We start from the raw sequence: 21,889 nt of genomic DNA on the forward strand, positions 1-21,889 counted from the left end.
TTACCAGCCGCCGCTCCGCAGCGGCGGCCTCGGCATAGGCGCGAATGACCGCTAGTCGAAGATCGGCCTGCGCGATCACCGCCTGAATAGCGGCGCGGCCGGTGTACGCATCGGCGGCCGCGATCCGGGCGGCGCGCTTGCCGCCAAGTTCGACCGGCAACGTCAGCGAGGTGGTCGCCTCCAGGCTGTCGATCCCACTATAGAGGCCGGAGCCGGTGACGTTCTCGGCTTCCACAGTGATGCTCGGGTTGGGGCGCAGCCCCGCGACGCGGCGTCCGGCTTCCGCCGCCTGAATGTCCGCCGAGGCGGCTTCAAGCGACGGGGATGCTGCGCCCGCCAGTTCGAGCGCTCGGCCGAGGGTGAATGATGGGTTGGCTTCCGCCGACGGTGGCTCTTGGGCCTGCGCGACGCTCGCGCAAGCCATCGCGGCCAACAGAGCCGCGGGCAATCGGTGCATGATAGAAGACTCCTGACGATTCCAGAAAGCCCCGGTGAAGGGGTCAGGTCGGAATCGTCAGGCCTTGGGAGGGCGAAGCGCCGGGTCCATGCCCGACGAGACGAGACCCCTGGCGTTGCCGATGGGAGGCAGCGACGCGCTCAGCGACAAGTTCGCGCTGAGATCGTCGTCTACCGGTGCCGCAACCTGATGATGCCCGTGGCATCCGCCATGCTGATGTGGTGTAGCTTTGTTATCGTCCGAGGGAGCTCGATCGCTACCGCCGCCATCGCGGGCGAGGTCAGGCACGACGTCCGCGTCAACGCAGACAACGACTGACTCCGCGGCATGCGCGATGGCACCCGCCGTCAATGACAGCGCGACAAAGCACATCAAGATCGCGGCCAGGGTGCGGACCATTTACAACTCCTAGCACGGAAGTGCCGCTTTGAACATCTTGGGGCAGACTGCACCACCAGGTCGTTGGGCATGGCCTCCCCGGAGGTCGATATCAAGCGCTGATCTGCCCGGTTCTGGGTGGTTCGATCGACCAATATTTTGAACCACGCAGGAGGAATGGAATTGGCTAGGAAGCGTAAGCCAAGGTTGGGGTCGAGGGCCTGAATCCCTTCGCCGCTACAGATTCTTGTTGAAATCGACAAACTTGGAAGATCGCCCTTCGGCCTCTCATCAAAATGTCAAATCAGTTGCGCCATTCGCACGCGCAGGCATAATCTCTCTTAACCTTCCAGAAACCGCTGAATGCGAGCATTGCACCTATGTCCATCTCTGCGATCATGGAACAACCGGCAGTGCCTGGCGACAAGCGCAAGGACGTCCGCTGGCGTATCCGTCTGGAATTGCCCGCCTCGCTCGACCAAGGGACCAATGTCGTCATACACGACCTGTCCACGGCGGGCATGCTGATCGAGACGGAGGCACGGCTGGATATTGGGCAGGTTGTCACCATGTCCTTACCCGAAGCGGATAACAGGGCGGCGCGTGTCGTATGGCGTGACGGCGCGCTTTTCGGCTGCCGTTTCGAAGAGCCGCTGCCACAGGCGGCTGTCAGCGCCACGAAGCTGCGGAGCGCTGTTGCCGCGCCGCCGGTGGAAAAGGAGGAGGCATTGGCCGACCGGCTTCTCCGCCTGCGCCGGGCATCCGGGCTGAGCCGGGCAGCGCTGTCGGAGCGGACCGGCTTCAGCAAGCCGAGCATCTGGGCCTGGGAAACGGGGAAGACGGTTCCACGCCGTTCAAACCTGCTGGTTTTGGCGGATATCTTCGGCCTGACCGAACAACAGCTTTCGCGCGGTGAAGGCACCGTCATGGCGACCGCCGCGCCAAGGCAGGATCCTGAACAGCGTTCCAACACGCTGCATGATGCGATCGATCAAGCCCGAAGCCGGATAGCGGCCATCGCGGGCGTCGAGCCGTCGATGGTGCACATCTCCATCGACTTTTGATCATCTCTGCCAGTGGCGAAGGCCTTGGAACTTCGGGCAGTGGCTCAGTGTAAGGAGGCCGGCGGCGGCTTCCCTCAGCGGTTTGACCAGTGGAGGGGCGGCGGTTACGGCCACCCCTGCGCCCATCATTCCGCTGCCGGAAGGTAGATTTCCCCGCCCTTGCTTTTGAACGCCTCGCTCATTTCGGCCATGCCTTTTTCCGCGTCCTCTACGGCCAGGAACTGATCGCTCGGCTGGTTCTGCTTGGCGGCGAAGTCCCTCACTTCCTGCGTGATCTTCATCGAGCAGAATTTGGGGCCGCACATGGAGCAGAAATGAGCGGTCTTCGCGCCTTCAGCAGGTAGCGTCTGGTCGTGATATTGTTCCGCCGTATCGGGGTCGAGCGACAGGTTGAACTGGTCGCGCCAGCGGAATTCGAAGCGCGCGCGGCTGAGCGCATCGTCGCGGACCTTGGCGGCGGGGTGGCCCTTGGCAAGATCGGCGGCGTGGGCGGCGAGCTTGTAGGTGACGACGCCCACCTTCACGTCATCGCGGTCCGGCAAGCCCAGATGCTCCTTGGGCGTGACGTAACAGAGCATCGCCGTGCCGTACCAGCCGATCATCGCCGCGCCGATGCCGCTGGTGATATGGTCATAGCCCGGCGCGATATCGGTGGTGAGCGGCCCAAGCGTGTAGAAGGGCGCCTCGCCGCAGGCTTCAAGCTGCTTGTCCATATTCTGCTTGATCTTGTGCATGGGCACATGGCCCGGCCCTTCGATCATCACCTGCACATCCTGTTCCCACGCCCGCTTCGTGAGTTCGCCCAGCGTATAGAGTTCGGCGAACTGTGCCTCGTCATTGGCGTCGGCGATCGAACCGGGACGCAGGCCGTCGCCCAGCGAATAGGCGATGTCATAGGCCTTCATGATCTCGGTGATCTCGTCGAAATGCTCGTAGAGGAAGCTTTCCTTGTGATGAGCGAGGCACCATTTCGCCATGATCGACCCGCCGCGCGAGACGATGCCAGTGACGCGCTTCGCCGTCATCGGGATATAGGGCAGGCGAACGCCCGCATGGATGGTGAAATAGTCGACCCCCTGTTCCGCCTGTTCGATGAGGGTGTCGCGGAAAATCTCCCAGGTCAGTTCCTCGGCAATGCCGCCGACCTTTTCCAGCGCCTGATAGATGGGCACGGTGCCGATCGGGACCGGCGAGTTGCGCATGATCCATTCGCGGGTGTCGTGGATGTTGCGGCCGGTGCTGAGGTCCATCACCGTGTCCGCGCCCCAGCGGATCGACCAGACCAGCTTGTCGACTTCGCTCGCAACGTCGGAGGCCACGGCGCTGTTGCCGATATTGGCGTTGATCTTCACCAGAAAATTGCGGCCGATCGCCATCGGCTCGCTTTCAGGATGATTGATGTTGGACGGGATGATCGCCCGGCCGCGCGCGACCTCGTCACGGACGAATTCTGGCGTCACATAGTCGGGGATCGACGCGCCCCAATCCTGGCCGTCGCGCACATATTCGGCGAGGCGGGCGCGGCCCATATTCTCGCGCTCGGCCACATATTCCATTTCCGGCGTGATGATGCCCCGGCGGGCATAGTGCATCTGGGAGACGTTCATGCCGGGCTTGGCGCGCAGGGGGCGCTTCACGACATTGGGGAAGGGCTGGACACCGCCTGAACGATCCGGCCCCTTTAGGCCGTTATCCTCCGGCCTGATCGGGCGAGCGTCATATTCCTCGACATCGCCGCGGCCGATGATCCAGTCGCGGCGCAGCGCGGGCAGACCCGCCATGATGTCGATGCGCGCATCAGGATCGCTATAGGGGCCGGACGTGTCATAGACGCGCACCGGCGGCTCGCCGCTGCCCGGTTCCAAGTCGATCTCGCGCATGGCGACCTTGAGCGGGCCGACATGAATCTTGCGGCTGCCCCGGATGGGGCCGGTCGTCACGCGCATTTCGGTGCGGGCAGGAATATCGGCCATGTTGGTTCCTTTCAGGCGATGACGGTGGCGCGGCCGGTAAGGCCAGCGAGGAAGAGGAGGATGCCCAGCACGATCGCAACGGCCGCCCAGGCGCGGGTGAAGTTCAACGACCAGCGGCCGATCCTGATGAGCGGCGCGGGTACTGCGAGCAGCAGCGCGCCTTCGATGAGCGCGATGTAGCCGATCAGGCTGACGATCACGGCCAGCGGGTCGGTCCAGATGCTGTGGATCAGGACAAGGGCGGCGCCGACCGCGAAGACGGGAAAGCCGAGCGCGATGACGAGGCCGGGCGAGCGCTCCAGATCGTCCATCATCGCCCGCCAGCGCGCGGGCGCGACCAGACCGCCAATGCCTACGACCATCATGTATAGCCCGATGGCTTCGGCCAGGCGCAGGGTCAGAACGGAAATCGTGTCCATGGCAGTCCGTCCTCCTCTTCGTCGCGGGGCGGAAGAAGGGCGCGGATTGCTCGTGACAAACCGTCCCTCCCTACGCCGGTTTTAACCGGATCAGGTTCAGCGGGTCGCGGCCACATCAGCCGCCTCTCAACCGCCTGTGAGCGGTCCCCCGGGGATATGCCCCGAATAGCCCATGGCGCGCATGAGGGAAAGCCCCTGCGCGACACATACCTGCGATAGGAGCGCTGGACAGCGGCCATGCATTTACGCAGTGATGAAAGCCATGAAGCATCCCGATCTCACCACACGGCAGGGGCGCAAGGCGTGGCGGCACGACATGCGGATGATCGCGGTCAGGCCGCGCCGCTACGGACTGTGGCTGCTGACCGCCGGATTCCTGCTGCTGTTGACGCCATCGGCGCTCGACGTGCACAGCCTGTTCGGGCTGTGGCCGCCGATGCTGGGGGCGATTTGCATGCTTGCGGGAGCGCCCTTGCTGGCGGTGAGCGTCCTGCTGCGGCGGCGCTATGTGCGGCAGCGCCTTGCCAGCCCCGCCCTGATCGACAGGATCAAAGCCGAATGATTTTGAAGAGGATGATGACGATGGTTTCCGCCACCCTGCTCGCTGCCGCTGGTGCGCCCGTTCCCGCCCCGGCCGACGATCCCTATGTCTGGCTGGAGGATTGGACCGGCCCGCGCGCGATGCAGTGGGTGGAGGCGGAAAACAAGGCGACCGTCGCGACGTTGCAGGGGGATCGCCGCTACAAGGCCTTTTACGAACAGGCGCTTTCCATTGCGTCGGCCAAGGACCGGATCGCCATGCCGATGATGATCGGCGGCCGCATCTTCAATTTCTGGCGCGATGCCGATCACCCACAGGGCATCTGGCGCGTCACCAGCGAAGAAGATTATACGTCGGCGCAGCCCCGCTGGCAGACCGTGCTCGATCTCGACGCGCTGTCGAAGGCGGAAGGCCGGAAGTGGGTGTGGAAGGGCGCGAGCATCCTCGATCCGCAAGAACGGCTGGCGCTCATCCATCTGTCGGACGGCGGTGAGGACGCCGTGTCCCTGCGCGAATTCGACCTGGAAGCGGGACGATTCGTGGAGGGCGGCTTCAACGTGCCGGTGTCGAAGCAGAATGTGGACTGGCGTGATCAGGACACGCTGCTGCTGGCGCGCGACTGGGGCGAAGGCACGATGACCGCGTCGGGTTATCCCTTCGTCGTTAAGGCGCTGAAGCGGGGCGCGCCTTTGAGCGAGGCGGTCGAGGTGTATCGCGGTTCCCCGGCGGATCAGTTGGGCGTCTATCCCATGGTCCTGTCCGATGGCGACGGGAACCGCGCCGCCTTCCTGGTCCGGGGCGTGACCTTCTTCGGCAACGAGACCTATCTGCTGACGCCTGAGGGCGCGAAGAAGCTGCCCTTGCCCGCCAGGAGCAGCCTGCAAGGATTGATGCAGGGCCAATTGCTGATCCAGACCAGCGAGCCATGGGTGAGCGGCGGCGTAACCGTGCCCGCGGGCGCGCTGGCCAGCGTATCGCTCGGCGACATGAAGGCGGGAGGAGTGCTGACGCCGCGCATCCTGTTCGCGCCCAACGCCCGCCAGTCGATAGACGGGGTGGCGGCGACGCGAAGCCGCGTGGTCGTGACCATCAATGACAATGTGCGCGGCCGGGTGCTGACCTTCGCCTCCGGCGCGGACGGCTGGACGTCTGAGCCGGTGAAGCTGCCGGACAATGCGACGATCAGCACCGTGGCGGCCACGCACCGGAACGATCGTGTGTATCTGAGCGTCGCGGGCTTCCTTGCGCCTACGACCCTGTGGGCGATGAACGCGGCGGATCCCGCCCCGGCGCAGGTCAAGGCCATGCCCGCCCGCTTCGATGCTTCGGGGCTGGTGGTTGAGCAATATGAGGCGGTTTCGAGCGATGGGACGAAGGTCCCCTACTTCATCGTCCACCGCAAGGACATGAAGCGTGACGGATCGACCCCGGCGATCATGACCGCCTATGGCGGCTTCGAAATCTCCCTGACGCCAAGCTACGCCGCCATCATGGGCAAGCTGTGGCTGGAGAGGGGCAACAGCTTCATCGTCGCCAATATCCGCGGCGGCGGGGAGTTCGGACCGGCCTGGCATGAAGCGGGGCGCAAGACGAAGCGGCAGATCATCTATGATGACTTCGCCGCCGTGGCGCGCGACATTTTCGCGCGCGGCCTGTCCTCTCCGTCCAAATTCGGCATTTATGGCGGATCGAATGGCGGGCTGCTGATGGGCGTGCAGTTCAACCAGCATCCCAACCTCTGGAAAGCGGTCGCCATCCAGGTGCCACTGCTCGACATGGTGCGTTATGAGCAGATCGCGGCAGGCGCTTCCTGGGTCGATGAATATGGCAGCGTCACGGTGCCGGAGGAAAAGGCGTTTCTGGAAAGGATTTCGCCCTACCGGAACATCCGCAAGGGCGTGACATATCCCACGCCCTATATCTGGACGACGACCAAGGACGACCGGGTCGGTCCCCAGCATGCGCGCAAGTTCGCCGCCCGGCTCAAGGAATTCGGCCTGCCCTATCTCTTCTACGAGGACATGGCAGGCGGCCATTCCGGCGATGCCGACATAGAGCAGAGCGCACGGTTGCAGGCGATGCAGATGGTCTATTTCGCGCGGGAACTGGAAGGCGAGTAGCAGAACGGTCCGGCACCCGCGCCTTCGCGCGCGTACGTGCGGGGAGGGAACAGGCGCGCCAGCGCTTGCGTCAGTCCCCTGCCCGATCGAACATCAGCTTCATGCCCGTGCGCGGCCGGATGGTGAGGCGGCTGATCGGCTCGGGCTTGAAGCCCTGCGGCACGGACAGGCGGTAGCGGCGCACCACGCTGGCGATCACCGTCATCACCTCCTGCTGGGCAAAGCCCGCCCCGACGCACACGCGCGGCCCCCGGCCGAAAGGGAACCAGGCCTGCTTCACCATCTCCGCATTGGCGGGATCGTCGAAGCGGCCGGGATCGAAGCTGTGCGGGCAGCCCCAATTATCCTTGTTGCGCTGGGTCAGCCACGGCGCGACGACCAGCATCGCGCCCTCCTCCAGCTGCTTGTCGCGCATCGGCATCGGGCAAGGCACTTCGCGGGGGAAGAAAGCGACTGGCGGATAGAGGCGCAACGTTTCGCGGAAGATGTTGCGGATGACGGCCATATCCTTGAGCATCGCGGCCGCGAGCGGCGCGCCGTCCGCCACCCTCTCCACCTCGGCGCGGGCGGCATCCTGAACATGGGCGCATTCGGCCAGCATATAGAGCGCCCAGGTCATGGTGCTCGCCGATGTTTCGTGGCCCGCCAGGAACACGGTCGAAACCTGGTCCATCACCTGTTGCAGGGTGAAGGGTTCGCCCGTTTCCGGATGCTTTGCCTGGATCAGCGATTGCAGGATGTCCTTGTGCGGCGATTCGCCCCGCTGGTGGAAGCCGTGATAGCGCGCCTCGACGATCGGCCGGAACACGTCATGGATGGCCTTGGCGGGTTTCAACGACCGCTGTTCGAACCAGCGCGCCGGAAAGCCGTAGAGCCGCAGCATCGACGCGCTGTGCGCGAACCGCTGAAACCGGCCGAAGGCGTTGTGGATGATGTTGGACCGCTGCTCATCCAGCGCCTGAGAAAAGAGGGTGCGGAAGATGATGTCGGCCGCGACATGGGTCATCATCGGGTCGATATCGACCGGCTTGCTCCGGTCAGCGGCATCGATGCGGGCGAGCAGGTCGTCCGCCGCCGCGACCATGAGCGGCATGGACCGGTGCAGCGCCGTATGGGCGAAGGCCGGGTTCACCATTGCGCGCTGGCTTTCCCAATCCTCGCCATTGGCGGAAAAGACCGAATTGCCGATCAGCGGCGACAGGTTGCGGACCAGCTCGCGATGCTTGGGAAAGGCCGTGCCGCCGCGCAGGATCCTGTCCACCAGCGGCAGTTCGTTGGCGATGTACATGGTCTGGCCGGGCAGGCGGATTTCGCCCAGCTTCATCGTGTAGCTTTTTTCGAACAGCACATGAATCCAGCTGTGCCAGCCGCGCAGGAAACGCTTGACGAGGCCGCGGCGGGTGCGCGGCGGCTGCGGATAGGGAGGCGTGAAATGATCGGTCACGGAATGGCCCTGAATGCGGCTATGGCTTCATCGATCGTGCGACGGCCAGCGGTCAGGCTGACATAATCGACCGGCGACAGGCGGTCGCCCACCCGCAGATAATCGAAATGCGCCTCATATTTGTTAGACCAGCCACTATGGTAATTTTGCGGATCGTAGAAGAGGTGGAAGCGCGGTGAGAGCAGATCGACGCGCGCGGCGCATTGATCTGAGACAAGACGGACCGGATGGACATCATAATAGGCCGCGCCGTCCGGCGGCGCGGACAGGTCGATCAGGCGGAAATGCTTGTCGTCCAGCGCCTTCAGATCGGCATGATACCAGCGGGCGTCCTTGCGCAGCGCGACGACAGGCACGACCTGCCCCAAGGTGAGCACGGTGAAATTCGCGGGGAGCGTCCTGTTTCCGCGCAGTTCCAGGATGCGGCGAAGGACGCTCATGGCATAGATGGTGCCGTTGCTGTGCGAAACGAAGATCACCTCGTCATAGGGGCCGTCCATCTCCTCCACGATACGCGCGGCGAACTGGTCGAGGCGAGCCTCCATCTCCGCGCCCGGCCCGCGCGCGGCGACGCTGTGGTTGTAATACATGAAGCGCAGCAGCCAGGGCACGATCAGCTTGTTGAGCAAACGGCCGGACAGCAGCGCGCTGATGCCGATGCCGATCAGCGCCGCCGCCCAGAAGGGCAGGAGCAGCGACAGCAATAATGCCGGAACGAGCGCCAGAGCCAGCGGGATCAGCACCGCCAGAAGCGGCGGGTAGAGAATGGTGATGACAGGGCCAGGCCGCAGCCTGCGCATGCGCCGGAACTGCATATGCCGGGCATGAGCGCTATAGGTCGCGATGGAGCGCCAGGCGAGCAGCAGCGGATTGCGAATCCACACCTTGCCGACCAGATCCTCCCAGCGCAGAAACTCATATTCGGTTTCCACTCCGGCGCTCTGGTTGGACACGGTCCAGATCGCGGACGAAGCGGGACCGGAACGGCGCGCGCTCACCTCCACCCGTTCGCCGGACAGCCGGGCATAGCGCTCCGCCTGTTCGCGATACATCTGATGGTAGAAACGCACCCCGCGCGGATCGAAACCGCCAAGGTAGAAGACTTTACGCTTGAACTTCTGCACGGCCCTGTTCCACATCGGGCCATGACGACACCCGAACGCGACTACTGCTATTTCATAGATCACCGCAAATACAACCGAAACATCGGCTGCCGGAAGCATGACAATGCCTATGGCATCAATGGCGGCGGCAGCGAGCGGGACCGGTGGCGGGCGGATTTCGCCTTTTACCGGCACATGCGCGCCAATGGCGACCCGATGGCCCTGCCCTCGCTGCTCGCCTGCCTCGTTTTCGGCTGGTTCTGCTGGAACTATCATCCCGGCAAAGGCCTGTGGCGGGGACAGCTCTTGCGCCGCTTCGTAAAAGCGCCGAAGTGAGCGGCATGACACAGCAGCGCCATATTTCCGTGGGGCCGGTGACGATCGGCAACGACCTTCCGTTCGTCCTGATTTCCGGCCCGTGCCAGATCGAAAGCCGCGATCACGCCCTGATGATGGCGGAAAGGCTGGCGGAGGCGGCCGGAAGCGCTGGCGTGCCCTTCATCTTCAAGGCCTCTTTCGACAAGGCGAACCGGACTTCGGTCGCGGGACAGCGCGGCGTTGGAATCGATGCGGGGCTGGCGATCCTGGCGGAGGTGAAGGCGCGCCTTGGCTGCCCGGTGCTGACCGACGTGCATGAGGCAGGACAAGTCGAAGCAGCGGCGCAGGCCGTGGACATCCTTCAGATCCCGGCCTTCCTCTGCCGCCAGACCGACCTGCTGCTCGCCGCAGGCCGCACCGGGGCGGTCATCAATGTGAAGAAGGGCCAGTTCCTCGCGCCCTGGGACATGGCGGCGGTGGCGCAGAAGGTCGCCTCCACCGGCAATGAACGCATCCTGCTGACCGAACGCGGCGCGAGTTTCGGATATAATGCGCTGGTCAGCGACATGCGATCGTTGCCGGTGATGGCGCAGACCGGCTATCCGGTGGTGTTCGACGCCACCCATTCCGTGCAGCAGCCCGGCGGCCTGGGATCGGCTTCGGGCGGGCAGCGGGAATTTGCGCCGGTGCTGGCGCGCAGCGCGGTCGCGGCAGGGGTCGCGGCGATCTTCGCGGAGGCGCATGACGACCCGGATAATGCGCCATCGGATGGCCCAGTCATGCTGCCGCTGAAATGGGTCGGTCCGCTGCTGGAGAAGCTCAAGGCGATCGATGAGGCGGTGAAGGGATAAGTCACTGTGCTCCCGCGAAGGCGGGAGCACATATCCTTTACGGCCGCGTCTGGCCCGTGCCGCGCACCAGCCATTTATAGGTGGTGAGCCCCTCCAGCGCCACCGGCCCGCGCGCATGGAGGCGGCCGGTCGAGATGCCGATCTCCGCGCCAAGCCCGAATTCGCCGCCATCGGCGAACTGCGTCGAAGCGTTCCACATCACGATCGCGCTGTCGACCGCGTTCAGGAAACGCTCGGCCCTCTCCGCATCCTCGGTGATGATGGCGTCGGTATGATGGCTGGCGTGGGCGGCGATATGGGCCAGCGCCTCCTCCAGGCCATCGACCATGCGCACCGACACGATGGCGTCGAGATATTCTGTATCCCAATCCTCGTCCGAAGCTGCCGTGACCCGCGCATCCATCGCCTGCACCGCCGCATCGCCGCGCACTTCGCATTTGGCGTCGAGCAGCGCCTGCACGATGGCCGGTGCGCCGCCGAACGCCTTGTCGATCAGCACCGTCTCGGTCGCGCCGCAAATGCCGGTGCGGCGCATCTTGGCGTTGACGATCAGCTTGACCGCCATGTCAGCATCGGCCGCGCCGTCGACATAGCTGTGGTTGATCCCGTCGAGATGCGCCAGCACGGGCACCCGCGCTTCTTCCTGCACCCGCGCCACCAGGCTCTTGCCGCCGCGCGGCACGATCAGGTCGACAAAGTCAGACGCCTTGAGCAACGCACCCACAGCGGCGCGATCGGTGGTCGGCACCAGTTGCACCACATCGGCAGGCAGGCCCGCCGCGACGATTCCCTCGACCAAGGCCGCGTGTATCGCGCGATTGCTCTCCTTCGCCTCGCTGCCGCCGCGCAGGATCACCGCGTTACCCGCGCGCAGGCAAAGCGCGGCGGCGTCAGCGGTCACATTGGGGCGGCTTTCATAGATGATACCGATCACGCCCAGCGGCACGCGCACGCGGGAAAGCTCCATGCCATTGGGGCGGACCTGCGTATCGATGACGCTGCCGAGCGGATTGACGAGGCTCGCCACCTGATCCACGCCCGCCGCTGTCGCTTCGACCCGGCCCTGGTCCAGCCGCAGCCGGTCAAGCATCGCAGGCGAAAGGCCGTTGGCGGCGGCATTTTCCATGTCGCGCGCATTGGCGGCCAGAATCTGCGGCGCCTGATCCCGGAGCGCCTGCGCCGCACGGCGCAGCGCGTCGATCTTCTGCGCGTCGCTGGCAGTGACGAGGACAGCAGCGGCGGAACGCGCGCGCGCGCCCATGCCGCTGATCAGCATTTCGGGAGTCTGGGTCAGGTCGTTCATGATCTTTAATGCCTTTCGCCCGCGCCCTTAGCATGAAAGGGGCGCATAGCGAAACCGGCAGAAGAATGATCCCGCCCTTGGGAGTCAGGCCGCCTGCGCCAGCCTTTCGGTCTTGCGCGCGCGGAAGGTGCGGCAGGGCGGGATGTTGCGCCATTCCACCTGTTCGGCGACCTCATCGAACTGCGCCGACAGGAGCTGCCGGACATAGGCGGAATACTGATAGACCAGAAACTCGCCGCCGGGACGCAACGCCGCCTGCGTTTCGGCGCAGATCGCATCGCCCACGCCATCGGGCAGTGTGGAAAAGGGAATGCCGGACAGGATATAATCCGCCTGCCGATGACCCGCCTCCGCAATGAAGCGGCGGACATCGGCGGCGGACCCGTGCACCACGCGCAGGCGCGGATCGGCGATGCGCGCTTCCAGCCAGGCGACGAAATCCAGGTTGAGGTCGATCGCGATCAGAGTCGCATCAGGGTGCATCCGCTCCAATATCGTGCGGGTGAAGGTGCCCACGCCCGGACCATATTCCACGAACAGGCGCGTACGCTGCCAATCCACGCCCGACAACATGCTGTCCACCAGCGTGGATGAGGATGGGATGATCGACCCGATCATGCCGGGATGCTTCACGAACTGGCGGAAGAACATGCTCCATTGGCTGAGAAACGTTGCCGGACGATCGCCGCCGCGGGCCGATATCCTGTCTTTATTCACCGGAGTGGAGGCCATCTATCCTCGCCTGTTTGCCTTGCTCGCCCGGCCTTGCAAATAACGGCATGGCTTGCAAGCCGCTTCGCTTGGAAACCGGACCAAAAGGCCCGGTTGCCGGGGTTGGGTAGCGAACGCGCGGGGGACGGATGAGTTCAATCCGCCCCCAGCGCGCCCTTGTTCAACCGTCCCGTTCGCGGGACCGGACCATGCCCGGCGCGACGAAGCCGATCGGATCCACCCGCATGGCGCTTTGTTTCAGCTGTGACTGGATCTGCTCATATTCATGCTCCATCTCGGCAGTGACGGAAGCGCGCGTTTCCTCCAGCGCCGCCAGGAAATGATCCTGCGTCACCTTGTCCACCGACAGCGACTGGCGCAGCGCGATCAGGCCCGCGCGGCGGACCAGATCCTCCAGATCGGCGCCGGTGAAGCGCTCCGTGCGCCTTGCGAGCAGGTCCAGATCGACGTCCTCGGCCAGCGGCATCTTGGCAGTATGGATCGACAATATGTGCCGCCGCCCGCTTTCATCCGGCACCGGCACATAGATCAGTTCGTCGAAACGGCCGGGCCGCAGCAGGGCAGGATCGACCAGCGTAGGACGGTTGGTCGCGCCGATGACGACGACCGACTGGAGTTCTTCCAGCCCGTCCATCTCGGCCAGGATAGTGTTGACCACCCGCTCCGTCACCTGCGGTTCGCCCAGCCCGTTGCCGCGCGCGGGCACCAGGCTGTCAAGCTCATCGATGAAGATGACCGTGGGCGCGACCTGCCGCGCGCGGTTAAAAAGGCGCGCGATCTGCTGCTCGCTCTCCCCATACCATTTGGACAGCAGGTCGCTGGACTTGGTGGCGATGAAGTTCGCCTGCGCCTCGCGCGCGACCGCCTTGGCCAGCAGCGTCTTGCCGGTGCCGGGCGGGCCGTAGAGCAGGAAGCCCTTGGCCGGACGGATGCCGATGCGGCGGAAGGCGTCAGGGTCCTTGAGCGGCAGTTCCACCCCTTCCTTGAGGCGCATCTGCGCATCGTCCAGCCCGCCAATATCGGCCCAGCCGATGTTCGGGGCCTGCACCATGACTTCGCGCATGGCCGAAGGCTGGACGCGCTTGATCGCCGCCATGAAGTCGTCGCGCGAGACGGACAGTTCCTCCAGCACGTCAGGCGGGATGGTGCCCTCCTCCAGATTGAGGCGCGGCATGAAGCGGCGCACCGTCTCGATCGCCGCTTCTCGCGTCAGCGCCGCAAGGTCTGCGCCGACGAAACCATAGGTCATCCGCGCCAGTTCGCCCAGATCGACCCCTTCGCCCAGAGGCATGCCGCGCGTGTGAATGCCCAAAATCTCGCGCCGCCCGCGCTCATCGGGGACGCCGACGATGATTTCGCGGTCGAAACGGCCCGGTCGCCGCAGGGCCTCATCAATTGCTTCGGGCCGGTTGGTGGCGGCGATGACGACGAGGTTGGTGCGCGGCTCCAGCCCGTCCATCAGCGTCAGCAGTTGCGCGACCAGCCGCTTTTCGGTCTCGCCGGTCACATTGCCGCGCTTGGGCGCGATCGAGTCGATTTCGTCGATGAACAGGATCGACGGCGCGGATTTGGCCGCTGCCTCGAAAACTTCGCGCAGTTGCTTTTCCGACTCGCCATAGGCCGAACCCATGATCTCCGGCCCGTTGATCAGGAAGAACTCGGCCTCCGATTCATTGGCGACGGCGCGGGCAAGGCGCGTCTTGCCCGTTCCCGGCGGGCCATGGAGCAGAACGCCCTTGGGCGGATCGACGCCCAGCCGCTCGAACAGTTCGGGATAGCGCAGCGGCAGCTCGACCATCTCGCGCAGTTGATCGATCGCCTCGGCCATGCCGCCGACATCGTCATAGGTGACGTCGGCGCGGCGGGACTCTCGCGGCTCCTCATATTCGGCGCGCAGTTCGATTTCGGTATCGGCGTCGATATGGACATAACCCTTGGGCAGGGTGGATACGACCACCAGCCGGATCTCCTGGAGCGCATAGGCGGGCGCCGCCAGCATCTGCCGCAGATGCGGAGGCATGTCGCTGGGCGGGACCTGCTGCTGACCCGCCGTCGCGACGACATCGCCCGCGGCAAGCGGCCGCTGGAAGAAGACCCGCTTCAAGCCATCGGGGTTGCCCTGAAGCCGCAGATTATTTTGTGCAGGCGCGAACACAACGCGCTGCGCGGGCCGGGGTTCGATCTTGCGGATCTGCACGAAGTCGCCCGACCCGACGCCCGCATTGGCTCGCTGGAGCCCGTCGAGACGGAGAACGTCAAGCCCCTCATCCTCCTTGTACGGACGCACAACCCGCGCGGGGGTCGATCGCTTTCCGGCGATCTCGACGACATCGCCTTCCGCCAGATGCAGCTCCGCCATAGCAGCCACCGGTATCCGGGCGAGGCCGCGCCCCGCATCTTCCGGCCGGGCGTTGGCCACCTGAATCTTGCGTCCTGGACTTTCCTGTTCGGCCATTGCCATCCCCATTCTTGTCGCCGCGTAACGACATAGGTAACGCCGCGCCGCTTGGAAAGGCCCGCCCCGGACACGGCGAAGAACAAAAAAAAGGCTGACCCGAAGGCCAGCCCGGAAAGTTTTAAGGAGAGGATGCCTGAAAGGCCCGTCCCTTTTGTCTCTTGCTGAATCCTTTCGCAAGTGCGAAAAGAATGAAGCAGTTGCGTTTTTTGCATCTTGCCAACTGGCGCATTTTGCTGCTCATTGGGAGAGGATAAGGCAGACAGCGAAACGGTTCGTGAGAGAGGAGCAATGATGCGACGCAGCGGACCGCGGAAATAGATCGATAAATATGCGCAGATTGCCGCCCCTTACAGCCCTTGAGGCCTTTGTTCAGGTTGCCCGCCTTGGCTCGGTCAAGGCGGCGGCGGAAGAACTTGCCTTGTCCACGCCTGCGCTCAGCCGCCGCGTCCAGGCGCTGGAACGATTTATCGGGCGGCCCCTGTTCGATCGCAAGCATCAGGCGCTGGAGATCAACGCCGACGGGCAGCGCCTGCTGGACGACATTGCGCCCGCGCTGGATTCGCTGAGCCAGGCGCTGGAAAATATCCAGAGCGGCGGCAACCAGTTGCGGCTGCGGCTCGCGGTCATGCCGCTGTTCGCCACGCAGCGCCTGTTCCCGCATCTGGGCGCCTTGCGGCAGCGTCACCCGCAATTGCACATCGACATCGAAACCACGCCCTATGCCGTGGCGCGGCTGGGCGAAGGGCTGGATGCGGCCATCGTCCTGGCGAAGGATATCGACCCGGCGCTCTATGCGCATGAGCTCGACCATGACGAGGTGTATCTGATCGGGCGCAAGGCCCTGATGGAGCCGCCAAGCGCCATCAACACACCGGCGGACCTGGCCCAGCACACCATATTGCTCCACCGCGACATGGTGCTGGCGTTCGAGGCGTGGAAGGAAGCCGTCGGCCTGCCCGACCTGCAACCCCTGGCGATCGACAATTATGATTCCGGCCAGCTGATGCTCGAAGCGGCGGCGCAGGGCCTGGGCGTTGCCGTCATGCACGCCAGCCACTTCAACGAAGCCGGTGACTCGCGGCTGGTGCGCCTGTTCCCGGACACCCATGTGGAAAGCCCTTACCGCTATTATTTCGTGTGCCGTCCCCGCGCGCTCCAGACGCGTGCGGTGCGGATCTTCCGCGACTGGCTGGTCGGGGCCGACATCTAAAAGCGGCGGCTTTCAGCCACTTGGCGCTTTTTGCTTTTCGCCGCCTTAATCATGACCGCGCCGGTCCGTTATAAGTCGCATGACTGGGGCATCATCATCACACGCGGCAATCCCGCAGCACGGCCTGACCGATCGGCTGACCCGATGGGCGCGCGGCCTTTCCAGCAAGGCCGAGGCCGATCAGGACGTGGGGGAAAGCGATCCCCAGCGGGTGCGGCCGGGCAGCATCGCGCACCGGGAAATCACCCGGCGGCGCAAGTTGTACGAGGATATTGGCGACTTCCTGTTCGCCCATGACCTCGACCTCACGCCGCTGAATTTCGGCGTCGCCCATGATTATCTAACCGGCTCTCACATCGGCGTTGAAAAGGCGGTGAAGGCCGTCCTCGCCGAGCGCGGCAAGATCACCAACGGCTGGGTCGAAACGGTGGCCGCGGAGCAGCGCACGGACGAGGTAACGGCGGACGCCCTGGCCTCCATGCTGTCGCAGGTGGAGGAGAATCTGTCCCAGTTCACCGGCCTGATGACCGAGTCGCGCAATTCGGCGAAGGATTATGGCGCCGCCTTGCAGGAAGAGGTGAAGGGCCTGTCCGCCGAGGGCAATAACGAACCCGTTCTCGCCCGGCTCGTGGCGCTGACCCGGTCGATGGTGGAAAAGACCCGCCAGGTGGAAATGCAACTGCGCAACAACCAGAAGCAGAATCTCGCGCTCAAATCCAGCCTGGAGACCGCCCGTCGCGCGGCGGAGCATGACCATCTGACCGGCCTGCCCAACCGCCGCGCCTTCGAAACGGCGCTGCGGCAGGAACTGGAACTGGCCAGGGAACGGAACGAGCAGCTGTCGGTCGCCTTCTGCGACATCGACCATTTCAAGCAGATCAACGACCTTCACGGCCATGACACGGGCGATCGCGTCCTGAAATTCGTCGCTGGCCTGCTGTCGAAGATCAGCAACGACCGCTGTCATGTCGCGCGCCACGGCGGGGAGGAGTTCGTCATGCTGTTCCGGGGCAAGACGGCGGCGGAAGCGTGCGAGGCGGTCGACGGCGTGCGCGCCGACCTGTCGACCCGCAGCCTCGTCAACCGTACCAATGGCGAACGCATGGAGCGGGTGAGCTTTTCCGCGGGCGTCGCCAATGTACTGTTCTACGACGATCCCCGCGCGGCGTTGAAAGCAGCCGACCGCGCGCTCTACCTCGCCAAGGAACATGGCCGCAACCGCGTCTATCTGGCGGCGGAGGCGGACTGATCCGCCGCGCCAGCCATGCGCGGCGGGGGTCTATCGGTCAGAAGTCCGGCTTTTCATAATGAGCGGGCGGCGTGATCACCTCCATCCGCTCGGACAGGAGGGGGCGGAAGGACGGGCGTGACTTGAAGCCTGCATACCAGCGCTTCACCGTTTCATGCCCGGCCCAGTCGATGCCGCCCAGATAGTCGGCGACCGAAATATGCGCGGCCGCGGTTATATCGGCCAAACTCAGCGTGGCGCCCGCCATCCAGCTGCGATGGTCGAGCAGATAGTCCATATAATCCATATGAACATTGGCGCGCTTCATCGCCTCGCGCAGCACCCGCGCATCGGGCGGCGCGCGTTCGATCAGCCGCTTCTTCATCCGTTCGTGCAGCAGCGGACCGACGACGTCGCCATAGAAATTCTGGTCGAAAAAAGCGGTCAGCCGCCGCACTTCCGCCCGCCCCGCCGCCGTGCCGGAGATCAGCGGGAATTTTTCCACCGTCTCCTCGAAATATTCGCAGATCGCCTGGCTGTCGATCAGGGTCATGCCCTTGTCCTCATCCACCATCACGGGGGTGGTGCCGGCCGGATTGAGGTCCAGAAACTCGTCACGCATCATCCATGGGGATTCGCGCACCAGATCATAGCCGATCCCCTTTTCCCCCAGCAGCAGGCGCACCTTGCGGGAAAAGGGACAGAGGGGAAATTGGAAAAGCTGCCACATATCGCCCCCCTGTTAAGCGGAGCCGGGCGGCGCGGAAAGCGGCAAATGGCGGCGTCCGGCGCAAAAAATTCCGACCGCTGCGGCGGAAACTCTGCGGCCGGGCCGCAATCCGCACTTCCGGTCGCCGCAATGTGGCTCTAGAGGTCTCCAGAGCGCGGAGTTCGCAACGGAAAGGATGCCTGATGTCTGACGATTTTTTCCCCGTCCCTTCTGAATGGGCCGCCTCTGCGCTGCTCGACCGGGATGGACGCGCGGCAGATTATCGTCGCTCGATCGAAGAACCCGATGCCTACTGGCTGGACCGCGCCAAGCGGCTGGACTGGGTGAATTTTCCCACCAGGACCAACGAAAGCAGCTTTGCCGAGGCCGACTTCGGCGTGAAATGGTTCGCTGACGGCGTCCTCAACGTCAGCGCCAACTGCATCGACCGGCATCTTGCGGACCGGGGTGACCAGACGGCGATCATCTGGGAACCCGATTCCCCCGAGGCCCAGCCGCGCCGCTACACCTACCGCCAGGTGCATGAGGAAGTGTGCCGCCTCGCCAATGTCCTGAAAGAGGCGGGCGCGAAAAAGGGCGACCGCATCACCATATATCTGCCGATGATCCCGGAGGCCGCCTTCGCGCTGCTCGCCTGTGCCCGGATCGGCGCCATCCACAGCGTCGTCTTCGGCGGCTTTTCGCCAGAGGCATTGGCGGGCCGGATCATCGATTGCGATTCGACGCTGGTCATCACCGCCGACGAAGGCTGCCGCGCTGGCAAGAAGGTGCCGTTGAAGGCGAATGTCGACGCGGCGCTCAAGGATTGCCCCAGCGTCCGCAAGGTCGTCGTGGTGCAGGCGACCGGCGGCAACGTCGGCATGGCCGAAGGCCGCGATGTCTGGCTGCACGAAGCGGCCGCCAATGTGCCCGCCGATTGCCCGCCCGAACCCATGAATGCGGAAGACCCGCTGTTCATCCTCTATACCTCCGGTTCCACCGGCAAGCCCAAGGGCGTGCTGCACACGACCGGCGGCTATCTGCTGTGGGCCAGCCTGACCCATGAACTGTGCTTCGACTATCGCCCCGGCGACATCTACTGGTGCGCGGCGGACATCGGCTGGGTCACGGGCCACAGCTATATCGTCTATGGTCCGCTGGCGAACGGCGCGACCACGCTGATGTATGAAGGCGTGCCCAACCACCCGACGCCCAGCCGCATCTGGGAAGTGGTGGACCGCCATCAGGTGCAGACCCTGTTCACCGCGCCCACCGCCCTGCGCGCGCTGATGAAGGAGGGCGACGATTATGTGACCCGCACCAGCCGCAAGTCGCTGCGCCTGCTGGGCACGGTGGGCGAGCCGATCAATCCCGAAGCGTGGCGCTGGTATCATCATGTCGTTGGCGAGGACCGCTGCCCGATCATCGATACATGGTGGCAGACGGAAACGGGGGCGGCGATGATCGCGCCGATGCCGGGGGCGACGGACCTCAAGCCCGGTTCCGCCACCCTGCCGATGCCGGGCGTGGTGCCGCAGATCGTGGATGGCGAGGGCCATGTGTTGGAAGGCCCGGCCGAAGGCAATCTGGTCATCGCGCAAAGCTGGCCGGGGCAGATGCGCACCGTCTGGGGCGATCATGAGCGCTTCTTCCAGACCTACTTCACCACCTTCCCCGGCAAATATACGACCGGCGACGGGGCGCGGCGCGACGCGGACGGCTATTACTGGATCACCGGGCGCGTCGATGACGTCATCAACGTGTCGGGCCACCGCATGGGCACGGCGGAAGTCGAAAGCGCGCTGGTGCTGCATGAAGCCGTGGCCGAAGCGGCCGTGGTCGGCTTCCCCCACGACATCAAGGGTCAGGGCATCTACGCCTATGTCACGCTGAACAGCGGTGAACAGCCGGGCGAGGAACTGCGCAAGACGCTGGTCAACTGGGTCCGCTCCGAAATCGGTCCGATCGCCACGCCGGACGTCATCCAGTTCGCGCCCGGCCTGCCCAAGACCCGGTCGGGCAAGATCATGCGGCGCATCCTGCGCAAGATCGCCGAGGGCGAAGTGTCGGCGCAGGCGCTGGGCGACACCAGCACGCTCGCCGACCCGTCCGTCGTGGACGATCTGGTGGCGAACCGGCAGGGTTGAGGACGGGCGGCGGTGCTCCTGCAAAGCGGGAGCGCCGCCGAACTGTCGCGACGATTCCCCGCAATCTGAAGATCACCCAACCCGTCCGGGCTGAGCTTGCCGAAGCCTTCTTCCCTGAAGAAAGCCCCCGTTCGACAGGCTCAGAGCGGCGGGAAAATCTGCACTATCCTTAGCGCGTTAAATCAACAATCCCGCCGCTCAAGCGGCCTAGACCATCTCGCCGGTCAGGAGACGCGGCAGCGCGCCTGATTCGCCCCGTGCTTCGGCCATGAAGCGGTTCTTGAGCAGAGAGGTGCGCTGCACCGCCGCCAGCCCGAACCGGCGTATTGCTGACGGAATCCGCCCCGGCACGTCGAACAGCCGGACCAGCCCGTCCATCGCGACGCTGACCGACAGCGTATCCATGCCGCGCCAGCGCTGATAACGGGTCAGCAGTTGCGCGTCGCCGGGGTCGAGACCAAGGCGCATGCCTTCCACCACCACCTGCGTCAGCGCCGCGACGTCGCGCAGGCCAAGGTTCAGGCCCTGCCCGGCAATGGGATGAATCGCGTGCGCGCTGTCGCCGACCAGGGCAAGGCGCGTGTCCGTGATGCGGGCCGCATGGTGGAAACCCAGCGGATAGGAGGAACGCGGCCCCGCCAGTGCAATTTCACCCAGAAAGCCGCCGATCCGCTTTTGCGCTTCGGCCAGCCATGCGCGTTCGGACAGTTTCAGCATCGCGGGGGCCTGGTCCGTGGGCACCGTCCACACGACCGCCGATCGCGTGCCCGGCAGCATCGGCAGCAGCGCGAAGGGGCCGCCGGGATAGAAAATCTCATAGGCGGTGTTGGCGTGCGGCACCTCATGATCGATGGCCGTCACCATCGCGGCATGCTTGTAGTTCCAGCGGGTCGTGCGGATGCCCGCCGCCTCGCGTGTCGGGCTGTTGCGGCCTTCGGCCCCGACCAGCAGCGCGCCGCGGATCGTCTGACCGCTGGCAAGGGTCACGCTGACACCATCGGCATTGCGATCGACATGGGCGGCTTTGTCAGGCTGGAACCGGACCAGATTGCCGCACTGCTCCGCCGTCTGCGCCAGCGCGATGCGCAGGTCGCGATTGGGGAACATGATCCCCATCACCCCGTCATCCTCGTCAGGCGCGAAGTCGAGCGCGCCCGGCTCCAGCCCGTCGCTTACCCAGATGCGATCGATCGGGCACCCCTTCCCCTCCAGCCGCTCACCCACGCCAATGGCGGACAGCATGGCATAGCTGGTGGAGGATATGGCCGAAACCCGCCCGTCGAAGCTTGCCGACGCGGTTTCCACCGGATCGGCAGGGTCGATCACGGCACAGCGCACGCCATGTCCTGACAAAGCGATGCCCAGGGTCAGCCCGACAAGGCCCCCGCCCAAGATGACGACGTCGAAGCGTTGCATGGGCTTCTTCTAGGCGCT

At 64.7% G+C, this 21,889-nt stretch carries 19 protein-coding genes and 1 riboswitch; of the genes, 8 read left to right on the forward strand and 11 right to left on the reverse strand.

The window, feature by feature from the left end:
* Both L288_RS26400 and L288_RS41910 read right to left on the reverse strand, forming a co-directional pair.
* Positions 1 to 457 (reverse strand): TolC family protein (locus tag L288_RS26400; RefSeq protein WP_021237150.1); only part of this gene is annotated, 457 nt, incomplete at its 3' end.
* A gap of 57 nt (positions 458 to 514) precedes the next feature.
* A complete protein-coding gene (locus tag L288_RS41910) occupies positions 515 to 856 on the reverse strand; it encodes a hypothetical protein (protein WP_021237151.1) in 342 nt (113 codons plus the stop codon).
* A 359-nt stretch (positions 857 to 1,215) separates the two neighbouring features.
* Between L288_RS41910 and L288_RS26405 the strand changes: the two genes are divergently transcribed.
* Positions 1,216 to 1,899 carry a helix-turn-helix domain-containing protein gene (locus tag L288_RS26405; protein ID WP_021237152.1) on the forward strand — a complete coding sequence of 228 codons (684 nt, stop codon included), beginning with the start codon at positions 1,216 to 1,218 and terminating at the stop codon, positions 1,897 to 1,899.
* 125 nt (positions 1,900 to 2,024) lie between these two features.
* Here L288_RS26405 and thiC read toward each other — a convergent pair whose 3' ends face one another.
* Positions 2,025 to 3,872, reverse strand: a complete 1,848-nt coding sequence (gene thiC / locus L288_RS26410) for a phosphomethylpyrimidine synthase ThiC (protein ID WP_021237153.1) — start codon at positions 3,870 to 3,872, stop codon at positions 2,025 to 2,027.
* An 11-nt stretch (positions 3,873 to 3,883) separates the two neighbouring features.
* Positions 3,884 to 4,291, reverse strand: a complete 408-nt coding sequence (locus L288_RS26415) for a DUF2065 family protein (protein WP_021237154.1) — start codon at positions 4,289 to 4,291, stop codon at positions 3,884 to 3,886.
* 50 nt (positions 4,292 to 4,341) lie between these two features.
* Positions 4,342 to 4,452: riboswitch (TPP riboswitch) on the reverse strand.
* Positions 4,453 to 4,553: 101 nt separating this feature from the next.
* Between L288_RS26415 and L288_RS26420 the strand changes: the two genes are divergently transcribed.
* Together L288_RS26420 and L288_RS26425 are read left to right on the forward strand one after the other, a co-directional pair.
* Entirely contained in the window at positions 4,554 to 4,853 is a 300-nt protein-coding gene (locus L288_RS26420) for a hypothetical protein (RefSeq protein WP_021237155.1), read from the forward strand.
* A complete protein-coding gene (locus L288_RS26425; RefSeq protein WP_021237156.1) occupies positions 4,850 to 6,952 on the forward strand; it encodes a prolyl oligopeptidase family serine peptidase in 2,103 nt (700 codons plus the stop codon). The genes L288_RS26420 and L288_RS26425 overlap by 4 nt, the downstream gene beginning before the upstream one ends.
* A 70-nt stretch (positions 6,953 to 7,022) precedes the next feature.
* Here L288_RS26425 and L288_RS26430 read toward each other — a convergent pair whose 3' ends face one another.
* Positions 7,023 to 8,396, reverse strand: a complete 1,374-nt coding sequence (locus L288_RS26430; protein ID WP_021237157.1) for a cytochrome P450 — start codon at positions 8,394 to 8,396, stop codon at positions 7,023 to 7,025.
* Positions 8,393 to 9,520, reverse strand: coding sequence for a hypothetical protein (locus L288_RS26435; RefSeq protein WP_031303972.1), 1,128 nt, complete (start codon positions 9,518 to 9,520; stop codon positions 8,393 to 8,395). The genes L288_RS26430 and L288_RS26435 overlap by 4 nt, the downstream gene beginning before the upstream one ends.
* Before the next feature lie 21 nt (positions 9,521 to 9,541).
* On the opposite strand from L288_RS26435, the gene L288_RS26440 reads away from it, so the two are divergent.
* Positions 9,542 to 9,835, forward strand: coding sequence for a hypothetical protein (locus L288_RS26440; RefSeq protein ID WP_021237159.1), 294 nt, complete (start codon positions 9,542 to 9,544; stop codon positions 9,833 to 9,835).
* 5 nt (positions 9,836 to 9,840) lie between these two features.
* A complete protein-coding gene (gene kdsA, locus L288_RS26445) occupies positions 9,841 to 10,668 on the forward strand; it encodes a 3-deoxy-8-phosphooctulonate synthase (RefSeq protein WP_031303973.1) in 828 nt (275 codons plus the stop codon).
* 37 nt (positions 10,669 to 10,705) lie between these two features.
* On the opposite strand, the gene L288_RS26450 is transcribed toward kdsA, so the two are convergent.
* The 3 genes from L288_RS26450 to L288_RS26460 all read right to left on the reverse strand — a co-directional run bounded on the left by L288_RS26450 (position 10,706) and on the right by L288_RS26460 (position 15,158).
* Positions 10,706 to 11,971, reverse strand: coding sequence for a glutamate-5-semialdehyde dehydrogenase (locus tag L288_RS26450; RefSeq protein WP_021237161.1), 1,266 nt, complete (start codon positions 11,969 to 11,971; stop codon positions 10,706 to 10,708).
* Positions 11,972 to 12,055: 84 nt separating this feature from the next.
* Positions 12,056 to 12,703, reverse strand: coding sequence for a class I SAM-dependent methyltransferase (locus L288_RS26455; protein ID WP_030539224.1), 648 nt, complete (start codon positions 12,701 to 12,703; stop codon positions 12,056 to 12,058).
* Positions 12,704 to 12,863: 160 nt separating this feature from the next.
* Entirely contained in the window at positions 12,864 to 15,158 is a 2,295-nt protein-coding gene (locus L288_RS26460; protein ID WP_021237163.1) for a CDC48 family AAA ATPase, read from the reverse strand.
* A gap of 331 nt (positions 15,159 to 15,489) precedes the next feature.
* Here L288_RS26460 and L288_RS26465 point away from each other — a divergent pair, with 331 nt between their 5' ends.
* Together L288_RS26465 and L288_RS26470 are read left to right on the forward strand one after the other, a co-directional pair.
* The gene (locus tag L288_RS26465) at positions 15,490 to 16,371 is read left to right on the forward strand and encodes a LysR substrate-binding domain-containing protein (RefSeq protein ID WP_021237164.1); all 882 of its coding nucleotides are present in this window, start codon (positions 15,490 to 15,492) and stop codon (positions 16,369 to 16,371) included.
* A 79-nt stretch (positions 16,372 to 16,450) separates the two neighbouring features.
* Positions 16,451 to 17,620 carry a GGDEF domain-containing protein gene (locus tag L288_RS26470; protein WP_021237165.1) on the forward strand — a complete coding sequence of 390 codons (1,170 nt, stop codon included), beginning with the start codon at positions 16,451 to 16,453 and terminating at the stop codon, positions 17,618 to 17,620.
* 37 nt (positions 17,621 to 17,657) lie between these two features.
* Here L288_RS26470 and L288_RS26475 read toward each other — a convergent pair whose 3' ends face one another.
* On the reverse strand, positions 17,658 to 18,329 hold the full coding sequence (locus L288_RS26475; protein ID WP_021237166.1) for a glutathione S-transferase family protein: 672 nt from the start codon (positions 18,327 to 18,329) through the stop codon (positions 17,658 to 17,660).
* A gap of 182 nt (positions 18,330 to 18,511) precedes the next feature.
* On the opposite strand from L288_RS26475, the gene acs reads away from it, so the two are divergent.
* On the forward strand, positions 18,512 to 20,455 hold the full coding sequence (acs, locus tag L288_RS26480) for an acetate--CoA ligase (protein ID WP_021237167.1): 1,944 nt from the start codon (positions 18,512 to 18,514) through the stop codon (positions 20,453 to 20,455).
* Positions 20,456 to 20,662: 207 nt separating this feature from the next.
* Here acs and L288_RS26485 read toward each other — a convergent pair whose 3' ends face one another.
* Positions 20,663 to 21,871: an FAD-dependent monooxygenase gene (locus tag L288_RS26485; RefSeq protein ID WP_021237168.1), complete on the reverse strand. Its 1,209-nt coding sequence runs from the start codon at positions 21,869 to 21,871 to the stop codon at positions 20,663 to 20,665.
* Positions 21,872 to 21,889: the final 18 nt, after the last annotated feature.

It is taken from the genome of Sphingobium quisquiliarum P25, from assembly GCF_000445065.1.
Lineage (GTDB): Bacteria > Pseudomonadota > Alphaproteobacteria > Sphingomonadales > Sphingomonadaceae > Sphingobium > Sphingobium quisquiliarum.